This is a genomic window from Amycolatopsis sp. A1MSW2902, assembly GCF_017312175.1.
GTDB lineage: Bacteria > Actinomycetota > Actinomycetes > Mycobacteriales > Pseudonocardiaceae > Amycolatopsis > Amycolatopsis nivea.
Window position 1 is genome coordinate 6,373,409 of sequence record NZ_QJPO01000001.1, and the last position, 12,552, is coordinate 6,385,960.

10 protein-coding genes are annotated in these 12,552 nt (G+C 70.1%); 6 read left to right on the plus strand and 4 right to left on the minus strand.

Features of this window, described 5'->3' with window-relative positions:
- Position 1 precedes the first annotated feature (1 nt).
- Complete coding sequence (gene scpA / locus DMP23_RS29340) at positions 2-2,170, minus strand: methylmalonyl-CoA mutase (protein ID WP_037816078.1); 2,169 nt, start codon at positions 2,168-2,170, stop codon at positions 2-4.
- Positions 2,167-4,032 carry a methylmalonyl-CoA mutase family protein gene (locus DMP23_RS29345; RefSeq protein ID WP_337823139.1) on the minus strand — a complete coding sequence of 622 codons (1,866 nt, stop codon included), beginning with the start codon at positions 4,030-4,032 and terminating at the stop codon, positions 2,167-2,169. The genes scpA and DMP23_RS29345 overlap by 4 nt, the downstream gene beginning before the upstream one ends.
- A 268-nt stretch (positions 4,033-4,300) precedes the next feature.
- Here DMP23_RS29345 and DMP23_RS29350 point away from each other — a divergent pair, with 268 nt between their 5' ends.
- Complete coding sequence (locus DMP23_RS29350) at positions 4,301-6,007, plus strand: serine/threonine-protein kinase (protein ID WP_443111361.1); 1,707 nt, start codon at positions 4,301-4,303, stop codon at positions 6,005-6,007.
- Positions 6,008-6,209: 202 nt separating this feature from the next.
- Here DMP23_RS29350 and DMP23_RS29355 read toward each other — a convergent pair whose 3' ends face one another.
- On the minus strand, positions 6,210-6,830 hold the full coding sequence (locus tag DMP23_RS29355) for a MerR family transcriptional regulator (RefSeq protein WP_337824459.1): 621 nt from the start codon (positions 6,828-6,830) through the stop codon (positions 6,210-6,212).
- A 108-nt stretch (positions 6,831-6,938) separates the two neighbouring features.
- Here DMP23_RS29355 and DMP23_RS29360 point away from each other — a divergent pair, with 108 nt between their 5' ends.
- From DMP23_RS29360 to DMP23_RS29370, 3 genes are read left to right on the plus strand one after another with little or no spacing between them, the layout of a single operon-like run.
- Complete coding sequence (locus tag DMP23_RS29360; RefSeq protein ID WP_134669306.1) at positions 6,939-7,919, plus strand: hypothetical protein; 981 nt, start codon at positions 6,939-6,941, stop codon at positions 7,917-7,919.
- On the plus strand, positions 7,916-8,344 hold the full coding sequence (locus tag DMP23_RS29365; RefSeq protein WP_337823141.1) for an ABA4-like family protein: 429 nt from the start codon (positions 7,916-7,918) through the stop codon (positions 8,342-8,344). Before DMP23_RS29360 ends, DMP23_RS29365 begins: the two co-directional genes overlap by 4 nt.
- Positions 8,341-9,126, plus strand: a complete 786-nt coding sequence (locus DMP23_RS29370; protein ID WP_037816079.1) for a purine-nucleoside phosphorylase — start codon at positions 8,341-8,343, stop codon at positions 9,124-9,126. The genes DMP23_RS29365 and DMP23_RS29370 overlap by 4 nt, the downstream gene beginning before the upstream one ends.
- A 48-nt stretch (positions 9,127-9,174) precedes the next feature.
- On the opposite strand, the gene DMP23_RS29375 is transcribed toward DMP23_RS29370, so the two are convergent.
- Positions 9,175-10,326, minus strand: coding sequence for a glycosyltransferase (locus DMP23_RS29375; protein WP_337823142.1), 1,152 nt, complete (start codon positions 10,324-10,326; stop codon positions 9,175-9,177).
- A gap of 57 nt (positions 10,327-10,383) precedes the next feature.
- Between DMP23_RS29375 and DMP23_RS29380 the strand changes: the two genes are divergently transcribed.
- Both DMP23_RS29380 and DMP23_RS29385 read left to right on the plus strand, forming a co-directional pair.
- Positions 10,384-12,012: a phospho-sugar mutase gene (locus tag DMP23_RS29380; RefSeq protein ID WP_337823143.1), complete on the plus strand. Its 1,629-nt coding sequence runs from the start codon at positions 10,384-10,386 to the stop codon at positions 12,010-12,012.
- A gap of 10 nt (positions 12,013-12,022) precedes the next feature.
- Positions 12,023-12,472 carry a flavodoxin family protein gene (locus tag DMP23_RS29385; protein WP_009072659.1) on the plus strand — a complete coding sequence of 150 codons (450 nt, stop codon included), beginning with the start codon at positions 12,023-12,025 and terminating at the stop codon, positions 12,470-12,472.
- Positions 12,473-12,552 lie beyond the last annotated feature (80 nt).

A 12,552-nucleotide genomic window follows, 5' to 3' on the forward strand; every position in this document is an offset into this window, starting at 1 on the left:
TTCAGGACTCCTGCGCGGCCAGCTGCTGGAGCAGGTCGATCGCGGCGTCCGCGAGCACCGTGCCCGGGCCGAAGATCGCCGCCGCTCCCGCTTCGCGCAGCTCGGGGTAGTCCTGCGGCGGGATCACGCCGCCGACCACGACCATGATGTCCTCGCGGCCCAGCTCGGCCAGCTCGTGGCGCAGCGCGGGCACCAGCGACAGGTGCCCGGCGGCCAGCGAGGACACGCCGATCACGTGCACGTCCGCTTCCGAGGCCTGGCGGGCGACCTCGGCCGGGGTGGAGAACAGCGGGCCGACGTCGACGTCGAAGCCGAGGTCGGCGAAGCCGGTGGCGATGACCTTCTGGCCGCGGTCGTGGCCGTCCTGGCCCATTTTCGCGACGAGGATCCGCGGACGGCGGCCCTCCTCTTCAGCGAATTTGTCGACCAGCTCGCGGGCCTTCTCGACGTTGTCCGACTTCCCCACCTCTTCCCGGTACACGCCGGAGATCGTGCGGATCTGGCCGGAGTGGCGGCCCCAGTTCTTCTCCAGGGCGTCGGAGATCTCGCCGACGGTGGCCTTCGCGCGCGCGGCGTTGATGGCCAGCTCGAGCAGGTTGCCGTTGTTCTGCGCGCCTTCGGTGAGGCGGCGCAGCGCGTCCTCGGTGGCCTGCGGGTCGCGCTCTTCGCGCAGCCGACGCAGCTTCTCGAGCTGCTGCGCGCGTACGCCCGCGTTGTCGACCTTCAGCACGTCGATCTGCTCGTCATCGGTGACCTGGTACTTGTTCACGCCGATGACCGGCTGTCGTCCAGAGTCGATGCGCGCCTGCGTACGCGCAGCTGCCTCTTCGATGCGCAGCTTCGGGATGCCTTCGTCAATCGCGCGCGCCATGCCGCCCGCGCCTTCGACTTCGGTGATGTGGCCCCACGCCTTGCGCGCGAGGTCGTAGGTGAGCTTCTCGACGAACGCGCTGCCGCCCCACGGGTCGATGACGCGCGTGGTGCCGGATTCCTGCTGCAGCAACAGCTGAGTGTTGCGCGCGATCCGCGCGGAGAAGTCGGTGGGCAGCGCGAGCGCTTCGTCGAGAGCGTTGGTGTGCAACGACTGCGTGTGCCCCTGGGTGGCAGCCATCGCCTCGACGCACGTACGCGTGACGTTGTTGAAGACGTCCTGCGCGGTGAGAGACCAGCCTGACGTCTGAGAGTGCGTACGCAGCGACAGCGACTTCTGCGACTTCGGGTCGAACTGCTTCACCAGCTTCGCCCACAGCAGGCGCGCGGCGCGCAGCTTCGCGACCTCCATGAAGAAGTTCATGCCGATGGCCCAGAAGAACGACAGCCGCGGCGCGAACTTGTCGACGTCGAGCCCGGCTTCGACGCCCGCGCGGATGTACTCGACGCCGTCCGCGAGCGTGTACGCCAGCTCCAGGTCGGCGGTCGCTCCGGCCTCCTGCATGTGGTAGCCGGAGATGGAGATCGAGTTGTACTTCGGCATGTGCTGCGAGGTGTAGCCGAAGATGTCGGAGATGATCCGCATCGAGGGCTGCGGCGGGTAGATGTAGGTGTTGCGGACCATGAACTCCTTGAGGATGTCGTTCTGGATGGTCCCCGCGAGCTGCTCCGGCTTCACCCCCTGCTCCTCGGCCGCGACCACGTAGAGCGCGAGCACCGGCAGCACCGCGCCGTTCATCGTCATCGAGACGGACATCTTGTCCAGCGGGATGCCGTCGAACAGCTGGCGCATGTCGTAGATCGAGTCGATCGCCACGCCGGCCATGCCGACGTCGCCGGACACGCGCGGGTGGTCGGAGTCGTAGCCGCGGTGGGTCGCGAGGTCGAACGCGACCGACAGGCCCTTCTGCCCGGCCGCGAGGTTGCGGCGGTAGAAGGCGTTCGACTCCTGCGCGGTGGAGAACCCGGCGTACTGGCGGATCGTCCACGGCTGGTTGACGTACATCGTCGGGTACGGCCCGCGCAGGTACGGCGCGATGCCGGGGTATGTGCCGAGGAAGTCCACATCGGACAGATCGGCGGCGGTGTAGACCGGCTTCACGCCGATGCCCTCGGGCGTTTCCCAGGCCAGCGCGTCCGGGCCCTTGCCGGTGGCGTCCTGCACGGCCTGCGCCCACGCGGCCCGGTCGCCCGGTTCCGGCGTGCCGAGCGGGATGTCGGCGAAATTCGGGATGCTCATGCGGAGACTCCCAGCTGTGCGTGGAGGCTGGTCAGGATTTCGAGCGCGTCGCACCCGGCGTACAGATTGCCGCTGATTCCGTCGTAGGTTCCCTTGCCCGCCAGCAGCACGCTGTCCGCGCCGAGCGACGCCGCGACGGAAGCGGCCTGTTCCTCGTATGCCGCGTCAGTGCCGCAGACGCAGGCGATCTTCGCGCCGCTCTCGCGGAACGCGCCAGGCAGATCGTCGGTCGCGCCGGGGTTCACCACCTCGACGCCACCCGCCTGGAGCAGGTTCGTCGCGAAGGACGCGCGGGCGGTGTGTGCAGCGACCGGACCTAGCGTGGCCAGGAAAACCTTGGGCCGTTCGCCGTGCTTGGCGAGGTACGCGTCGGACGCGTCGCGCAGTTTCTCGTACTCCTCGGCGTACCGGTGTCGCGGGAGTCCGCCGTCCACAGTGGACGGGAGCGGCTCGCGGGAGACCGGCTTTTCGTCCAGGTTCGGGAACTCGCTGACACCGGTGAGCGGGTCGCGCCGGGTGGCGAGGCGGCTCGCGCGCTTCGCCCAGGTCTCGGCGAGCCGTCCGGCCAGCGCACCGGAAGCCAGTTCGGCTTCGATGCCGCCCGCCGCCTCGATCGCGGCGAACTCGCGCCACGCGGCTTCGGCGAGTTCGTCGGTGAGCTTCTCGACGTACCAGGAGCCGCCCGCCGGGTCGATCACGCTGCCCAGCTTCGACTCTTCGATGAGGATCGCGTTGGTGTTGCGGGCGATCCGCGAGGAAAACGCGTCCGGCAGGCCGATCGCCGCGTCGAACGGCAGCACGGTGACCGCGTCCGCGCCGCCGACCCCGGCCGCGAAACAGGCGACGGTCGTGCGCAGCATGTTCACCCACGGGTCGCGCTGGGTGAACATCGACGGCGACGTGACCGCGTGCTGGTGCATCCCGCGCGCTTCCGCGGCCGCACCGGAGACTTCGAGGACCCGGTCCCACAGCCGGCGCGCGGCGCGGAACTTGGCGATGGTGAGGAACTGGTCCGCGGTCGCGGCGAGCCGGAACTCGATCTGCGCGGCCGCCGCGGCGACGTCCAGGCCCGCCTCGGTGAGCGCCCGCAGATAAGCGACGCCGGCCGCGATCGTCGCGCCGAGTTCCTGCGCGTCCGAGCCGCCTGCCTCGTGAAACGGCAGCCCGTCGGCGACGATCGTGCGGACCTTGGGGTACTTAGGGGCAACCTTCGCGGCCAATTCGGCGGCCGGGCCGAGCGGGAGAGAGTGCCCGGTGCGCGCCGAGGTACCGAGCGGGTCCGCACCCAGCGTGCCGACGGCTTCGCTGGCCGGGACCTCGCGCTCGGCGAAGAGGTCGAGCAGCGCCTGAGCAGCGGTTTCGTACTCCGCACCGGCGTCGAGGACGACCGGCGCGAGACCGACGTAGACCTCGTTCAGCGCGTCCGCGAGCGCGGAGATCGGGAGCGAACCCTCGCCGAGCCGCAGCCACACCGAGGACGCGCCGCCTTCGAGGTCGGCGAGGATCGCCGCGTTCGCCGCCCGAGCGTCTTCGCGCTGGTGACGGACCCGGATGTCCCAGCCGGTGTCGACCACGCCCTCCGGCCGGGCCCCGCGCACGAACGGCGGCAGCCCCGGGAAGCCGAGGTCGCCGCCCGCGTCGTCGGCCGTGTATAGCGGCTGGATCTCGATGCCGTCGTAGGTGCGGGAGACGAGCTTGCTCTCCGGCGCACCCGTGAAATCCTCCGGGAGCCTGCCGCTCTTGCGCAGCACTCCCGCCACCAGCTCCTGCCACTGGGCGCGGTCCGCGGTCGGGAACTCCGCCGCGAGCGCGAGCCCGGGCTCGGAAGTCGGCGCCGACTCCGGACCAGCCACGTTCGTCATACCCAGTGATGGTAGAGGCAGGCCACCACCCGCACCTGTGACTCTGCTCGCCCCCCGTACGGGTGAACTCAGGGGTAGCGGTGCTGGGTCGAAGAGTGTCGGCGGGGTGGGCCACAATCATGGGGTGCCCTCGGAGAACAGCGACCAGGACCAGCCCGGCAACACCGACAGCACCGGCTCCGCGAACGCCGAGCCGTCGACCGGCGGCGACCAGCCGCGGGTAGTCGCCGGGCGCTACCGGCTGCGGTCGGTTCTGGGGTCGGGATCGATGGGCACGGTCTGGTCGGCTTACGACGAGTTCCTGCACCGCCCGGTCGCGGTCAAGGAGATGAAGGTGCCGCCGGGCATCCCGGCCGAACAGGCGGACGAACTGCGCGAGCGCACGCTCCGCGAAGCCCGGGCGATCGCGGTGCTGTCGCATCCGAACGTCATCACGCTGCACGACGTCGCGCGCGAGAACGACGCCCCGTTCGTCGTGATGGAACTGCTGCCATCGCGCAGCCTCGCGCACCTGCTGCGCGACCACGGCCCGCTGACTGTCGAACAGGCCGCCGCGGTCGGCATCGCGGTAGCCGCCGCCCTCGAAGCGGCTCACGAAGCAGGCATCACGCACCGCGACGTGAAGCCGGGCAACGTCCTGGTGGCCAGCGACGGCCGGATCAAGCTCACCGACTTCGGCATCGCCCGCAACGTCTCCGAAGCCACCATGACCAGGACCGGCATCATGCTCGGTTCGCCCGCCTACATCTCGCCGGAGGTCGCGTCCGGCGGCGCGGTCACCCCCAACGCGGACCTGTGGGGTCTCGGCGCGACGCTGTTCGCCGCCGTCGAAGGCGCACCCCCGTACGACGCGGACGGCGACCCGCTGGAAACCGTCGGCAAGGTCGTGAACGGCAAGGTCCCGCGCCCGAAGCCGGGCCCGCTGGCCGACGTCATCGCCGCGTTGATGAAGAAGGAGCCGGAAAAGCGGATCTCCCTGCGCGAGGTGCGCCACCGGCTGTACCCGAAGCAGACCAAGGCCACGGTGGACCTGTTCGGCCCCGAACTGTTCCGCACGCCGGACGGCAAGAAAACCGCCGCGCACCTGGACGCCACCGACACCCAGGTCATCAAGACGGTCGCCCCGAAACCGGACTCGCCGGAGCAGCCCGCCGCACTCGCCGCGGACCCCGGCCCGCTGCCGTTCATGCGCTCGGGAAACACCGGTTCCGCGCCGGCCTTCGCCCCCGCTCCCCCGCTGCCCCCACCGCCGCCGCTGCCCGCCCCGCTGCCGCCGCCACCCCCACGCCGCAGCGGCAAGGCGACGGCGATGCTGGCAGTCGCCTCCATGGTCCTGTTCGCCCTGGCCTGCGGCGGCGGTTTCGCATTGGCCCGCGTGGTGAGCGGTCAGAACCTGCTGCCGCCACAAGGCGTGGAAACCGGAACGCTGGCGACCGCGGGCACAGTCGGCGGTTCGTCGGAGCCGCTGAAGCTGATCCCCCAGCACGCCAACGCAAGCTCGACGGCAAACGTCACGCGCGACAGCGAATACACCCTGTCCGTGCCCGAAGGATGGAAACGCTTCATCGCGTCCCGGAAATCCACTTTCGGCACCTCAACGGTAGTCCAGTACGTTTCCCCGGACGGCCGCCAATCCCTGCGCCTGGAACGAATCCCGAACTTCTACGAGAAGTATTCCATCGGCGACGCAATGACCGCACTGCGCTCCTCGGGTTCGCCGGATTCCTTCAACTTCACCCGCGAGCCAGTGCAAACGCCCAACGGCACTGAGGTCATGTTCCGCGCAGTAGAACGAGCACAAACCCGCTCCGCCAACCCAGACGCGGTCATCACCCGAGCCACCTACGCCCTGATAAAACAATCAGAAAACACCCTGTGGCTGCTTTCCCTGACAGTGCCAGCAGAACAGGAAGACACCGGCTCCGCCACCTTTGATCAAATAGCCCCAACGCTGTCTTTCCCAGCAGCTTCGTAAACCGCAGTCGCTGCGCAGAAGATCGAGGCACCCACACCGCCCCCAACCCCGATCCGAAGCCTCCCTGCGGTTCGGGGGTGCTTGTCAAGGCATCTTTCCCGCCTTGACAAGCACCCCCGAACCGTCAGCACAATAAAACTTCGGGGTGGCGGGCCCCACTCCGAGCGCAATGTCGCCGCCAGGCGACGAGGCGCCTAGGAATTCACCCCTCCGAATACCTCCGCCCAGTCTCCGCAGCCTGAGCCAACCTCCGAAACCCCTCAAACAACCGATCCCCCAAAACAGTCCCCACCACCGCCGCCTCAACCATCCGATCCATGGACACCCCCGCCTCAAGAGTGTCCAAATCCGCCTCCGCGATCCGATCGGCAATTTCCGCATAACGCCCGATCTGATCCAGCAACGGCTGATGCCCCAGCGCACGAATCGTGCACACGGTCCCCAGCAGCACATCCGCCACCGGATTATCGGCACCGAACTTCCACCCGTGCTTCCGAGCGAGCGAAGACAACAACTCCATCGCCCACTCGCGATCCTCGTCCGAAACCTCCACCGCGGATCCAGTCAACGCCCGCTGCATCACCCCGAGCACGTTGTACGCGGCCCGGTCCGAATCAACCGCCGCCACGACCTCCCGCACGGTCGCCACGGACAACCCGCCGACCTCGACCAGCGCCCGGATCAGCTTCAGCCGCCGCACATGCTCCTCGCCGTAGCGAGCCTGGTTCGGACTGGTCCGTTCCCCGGCCGGGAGCAGCCCCTCCCGCAGGTAGTACTTGATCGTCGCCACCGGAATCCCGGACTCGGCGCTCAGCTCTGCCATCCGCACCCGCACGACCCTAACTTCCGGGAAAAACCCTGAGGACTTCTCAGCATGGATAGCTTAACTTCCCATAGTGGAGAGCATCACTATCCATACTGGGAGGACCTCATGACCACCACCGTCGACCCGCCCGCGGCGACGTTGCCCACCGCCCGGATGCGCACGTGGCACCGGCCTTCGCTGTGGTTCGCCGCGGCGATGGGCGTCGCGACGGTGCTGACCGTCGTGGCGATGCTGATCGACCACCGGACCCTGCTCGGCGCGCCGGTGTGGGCGAAGCCGTTCAAGTTCGCCGTGTCCGGCGGGCTCTACTACTTCACCTGGAGCTGGCTCGTCTCGCTGCTGAACGGCCGGTTGCGCAAGGTTGCGAACGTCGCCACGACCGTCTCCGTCGTGCTGTTCGCCGCCGAGTACGTGGCGATGGCCTTCCAAGCGGCCCGCGCCCGGCCGAGCCACTTCGCGAACACGTCCCCGTTCGACGCCGCGCTGTTCCAGGCCATGGGGGTCATGGTCGCGGGGCTCTGGCTGGCCACGCTCGTCGTCACCGTGCTGCTCATGTTCACCCGGATCGAAGACCGCGCGGTGTACTGGGCGGTGCGCACCAGCGCGGTCCTCGCGCTGATCGGCGCGGGCCTCGGCGCGACCATGACCCGGCCGACCCCGATCGAACGCGCCGAGATCAAAGCCACCGGGCATTCCGACCTCATCGGCGCGCACAGCGTCGGCGTCGCGGACGGCGGCCCCGGTCTTCCGCTGCTCGGCTGGAGCACCACCGGCGGCGACCTGCGCATCGCGCACTTCATCGGCCTGCACGCGCTGCAAGCGTTGCCGCTCTTGGCGTTCGGGCTCGCGGTGCTCGCGACGCGGCTGCCCCGGCTGCGCGAAAGCGCGGTACGCGTGCGGCTGGTCTGGACGGGTTCGGTCGGCTACGCGGGGCTCGTCGGCTTGATCCTGTGGCAGGCCGAACGCGGCGAACCGCTCATCCACCCGAGCGGCACGACGCTGGCCGCCGCCGGGCTGCTCGTCGGCGTGATCGCGGCGGCTGCCGCGGCGTCGGTGCTAGTGCCGGCCCGGAAGGCGGTCCGGTGAGCGACCTGACCGTCTTCGCCTGGACGTTCCCGGTCGCGGTTCCGTTCTGGGCGCTGATGATCTTCCTGCCCGGCTGGCGCGGCACGCGCCGGATCCTGGCGTCGCCGTGGGTGCCGCTGCTGCCGCTCGTCTGGTACTTCGTGCTGGCGATCCCGCACTTCGGCGAACTGTGGCACGCGATGCAACGACCGGATCTCGTTGTCCTGCAAGGGTTCCTGAGCACCCCGTACGGGGCCGCGCTGGTCTGGGCGCACCTCATCGCGTTCGACCTGTTCATCGCTCGCTGGATGTTCTTCGAGGCGCGCACGCACCGGATCCCGTGGTGGATCGTCAGCCCGGTGCTCCTGCTGACGATCTTCCTGTCGCCGTTCGGCCTGGTCGCGTTCCTCGCCGTGCGCGGCGCCCGGATACGCTCGGCGGCATGAGCAACCTGGAGGAGGCGGCCGCGGCCGTCATCGCCGAGCGCACCGGCGTCGAGAAACACGACATCGCCGTGGTGCTGGGTTCGGGCTGGCGTCCGGCCGCGGACGTGATCGGAACCGCCGACGCGGAGATCCCGTTCGGCGAGCTGCCGGGCTTCACCCCGCCCGGCGCGGTCGGCCACGGCGGCACGGTGCGGTCACTGCGGATCGGCGACAAGCGCGCGCTGGTCCTGCTCGGCCGTACGCATTTCTACGAGGGCAAGGGCATCGACCCGGTCGTGCAGAACGTGCGCACGGCCGCGGCGGCGGGCGCACGGACGGTGCTGCTCACCAACGCGGCGGGCGGGCTGCGCGCGGGCATGAACGTCGGGCAGCCGGTGCTGATCGCCGACCACCTCAACCTGACCGCGCGCTCGCCGATCGTCGGCGCGAACTTCGTCGACCTGACCGACCTCTACGCCAAGCGCCTGCGCGACCTGGCGCGGGAGATCGACGATTCGCTCGAGGAGGGCGTGTACGCGGGCCTGCCCGGGCCGCACTTCGAGACGCCCGCCGAAATCCGGATGCTGCGCAACATGGGCGCGGACCTGGTCGGCATGTCGACCGTGCTGGAGGCGATCGCCGCCCGCGCGGCCGGGCTCGAGGTGTTCGGGCTGTCGCTGGTCACGAACCTGGCCGCGGGCATGACCGGCGAACCGCTCAACCACGAGGAAGTCCTCGAGGCCGGACGGCAGTCGGCGACGCGGATGGGTTCGCTGCTGAAGGAGCTCGTCACCCGCGCGTGAACCTCGTGCGTGTTGGCGCCGGTTAGAACCGGCGCCAACACGCACGACTCAGGCGTACCGCGGCAACTGCGCCGCCACTTCCTCCGGCGAAGGCATCCCCGCGACCTCCTCCGCCAGCCCGCGCACGGCGTCCGCCACTGTGCTGTCGGCCAGCAACCGGCCGGCCGTCTCGCGGACCGCGTCTGTCGTCAGTTCGTCGCCGACCAGTTTCGCGCCCACGCCCGCGGCGACCACGGCGTCCGCGTTGGTGAACTGGTCCGCGCCCTGCGGCAGCAGCAACTGCGGCACCCCCGCGGCGAACCCGCCCAGCGTGGTTCCGCTGCCGCCGTGGTGCACCACCAGATCGACGTGCGGCAGCAGTTGCGACTGCGGCACCCATGCCTCCAGCCGCACGTTCGACGGAACCTCGCCGAGTGCCTCGACGTCGACGGCCGGGCCGGTGGCCACCAGCACGTCCGCGTCGAGCGCGGCCAGTCCGTGCAAGGCCGAGGTCAGCAGATGCGCCTGGCTGGCTCCGGTGGTGCCGAGCGTCAGGTACAGCAGCGGGCGGCCGCGGTCCCGGCCTTCGACGCCGGACGGCAGATCGCCCGGTTCGCTCCAGCCGACCGGACGCAGCGGCACCCGCTGGGCCCCGGCGAGGAACGCCGGCGCCTGCACCGACGGCGGGCAGATGTCCACGAACGGCTGGCCCCAGAAAAGCTTGCTGCTTCCGGTGAGGCCGAGCTCGGCGGCGAACGCGTCGATCTGCTCGGTGATGTGCTCCATCGGGCCGCCGCCGGACACCCGGCCGAAACCGTGCCCGATCGCCGGGATTCCCGCCTGATGCGCGGCGAACGCGCCGCCCGGATTGCCCATTTCGTACACGACCAGGTCCGGTTTCCGCTCGGCGAGCACCGCGGCGAGGTCGGTCATGAACCGGGTGGGCAGCAGCCTGCCGAACGCCTTGCCGATCGCCTCGTTCAGCTCGGCTTCCGGGACCTCGTAGCGGCTGCGGGTGTCGCCTGCGAAGAGGAGGTTGAACGCCTCCTGCAGCGTCAACCCGGCGGCGACGGCTTCGAGCCCGGCCTTCTCCAGCGTGGGGTGGAAGTCGGATGCGGTCGCGTAAAGCACCTCATGGCCGGCGTCGCGCGCGGCGGAGGCTAGCGGCAGCAACGGATAAAGGTGCCCGTAAGACGCGAGGGACGTGAAAAGAATGCGCACTCCCCGAGCGTATCGTCAGCCACCACCCAATATCCGGATCCGCGTAAGCTGGCCCGGGTGTCCGACAGCCTCGATTCCCGCCTCCGCGATTCCGTCTACCGCTGGATCACCGACGACCCGGATCCGGCCTCGCGCGAGGAACTGACCGCCGCCCTCGCCCGCGCGATGGGCAAGGAGCCCGGCGCGATCGAGGAGATCGCCGACCGGATGGCCGGACCGCTGGAGTTCGGGACCGCGGGTCTGCGCGGGCCGGTGCGCGCGGGACCGAACGGGATGAACGTCGCGGTCGTCACACGGACCACCGCGGGCGTCGCGGCCTGGCTCGCCGCGCAGGGGCACGCGGGCGGCGTCGTCGTGATCGGCCGCGACGCGCGGCACGGGTCGGAGGCGTTCGCCACCGCCGCCGCCGAAGTGCTGACCGCCGCCGGGTTCGCGGTGAAGGTGCTGCCGCAGCCGTTGCCGACGCCGTTGCTGGCGTTCTCGGTGCTGCATTACGGAGCGGTCGCCGGGATCCAGATCACCGCGTCGCACAACCCGCCCGCGGACAACGGGTACAAGCTTTACGACGCCACCGGCGGGCAGATCGTGCCGCCGTCCGACGGCGAGATCGAGCGCGCGATCCAGTCCGCCCCGGCCACCCGGAGCATTCCGCGCACGCCCGGCGCCGAGGTCGTCGACCCGCGCGAGGCGTACCTCGCCGCGGTCGGCGCGCTGCCGCGGGGCACGACGCGCGAACTGCGGATCGCCGCGACGGCGCTGCACGGCGTCGGCGCGGAGACCCTCAAGGCCGCGCTGTCCCGGGCCGGATTCACTGACGTGCACCTGGTTTCCGAACAGTCCGAACCGGACGCGGACTTCCCCACCGTCTCGTTCCCGAACCCCGAGGAACCTGGCGCGACCGACCTCCTGCTGGCGCTGGCGTCCGAAGTGGACGCTGACCTCGCGGTGGCGCTCGACCCGGACGCCGACCGGTGCGCGCTCGGCGTCCGCGGCCCCGACGGCTGGCGGATGCTGCGCGGCGACGAGACCGGCGTCCTGCTCGGGGCACACCTTCTGTCCACAACGGACAACCCGGATCCGTTGGTGGCCACCACGATCGTGTCCTCTTCGCTGCTCGGCGAGGTGGCCAAGGAAAAGGGCGCGCGCTACGCGGAAACGCTTACCGGGTTCAAGTGGCTGGTCCGCGCGGGCGAGGGCTTGGTGTTCGCGTACGAGGAAGCACTCGGCCTGTGCGTGAACCCGAGCTTTGTTCGCGACAAGGACGGCATCGCCGCCGCGGTCGCGGGCGCGGACCTGGCGGCGACGCTCAAGGCCGAGGGCCGCACGCTGCTGGACGTTCTCGACGACATCGCGACCCGGCACGGCGTGCATCTCACCGATCAAGTGTCGTTGCGGGTCACCGATCTTTCCGTGCGCGGACGCCTCATGGCCGCGTTGCGCTCGGACCCGCCCGCCACGCTCGGCGGGGCACCGGTGACGCTCGAAGACCTCCTGCCGGACGCCGACGTGCTCCGGCTGAGCGGCGACGGCGTGCGGGTCGTAGTGCGGCCGTCCGGCACGGAACCGAAACTGAAGGCGTACCTGCAAGTGGTGGCTCCGGTGACCGGGGAGCTCGCCGACGCGCGGCGCAGCGCGACGGAAGTGCTCGACGCGGTCCGCGAGGAGATCACCGCGCTGCTGCGCTGACGGGAGAACCATGCCAACGTTGCTGATCGTGCACCACACGCCGTCGCCGTCGATGCAGGCGATGTTCGAGGCCGCGCTCGCCGGCGCGAAGCATCCGGACATCGAGGGCGTCGACGTCGTCCGCCGCCCCGCGCTCGGCGCGACGGTGGCCGACGTGCTCGCCGCGGACGGCTACCTGCTGGGCACGCCGGCGAACCTCGGCAGCATGAGCGGAGCGTTGAAACACTTCTTCGACACCGTGTACTACCCGTGCCTGGACGCGACGAAGGGCCGTCCGTTCGGGGCGTACGTGCACGGCAACAACGACACGTCCGGGACCGTGCGGCAACTCGACGCGATCACGACCGGGCTCGGCTGGACCCGCGTGGCCGAGCCCGTGCTCGTGACGGGCGAACCGGACAAAGCCGCGCTGGAAGCGGTGACCGAACTCGGCGGAACCCTTGCCGCGACGCTCATGTGAGCAGCGGCTGCTCCGCTGAGCGGGGCCAAAAGCCTTCCAGGGGAAAGTAAAGAGGCCTGTCACCGGAAGCCCTGGGGGTC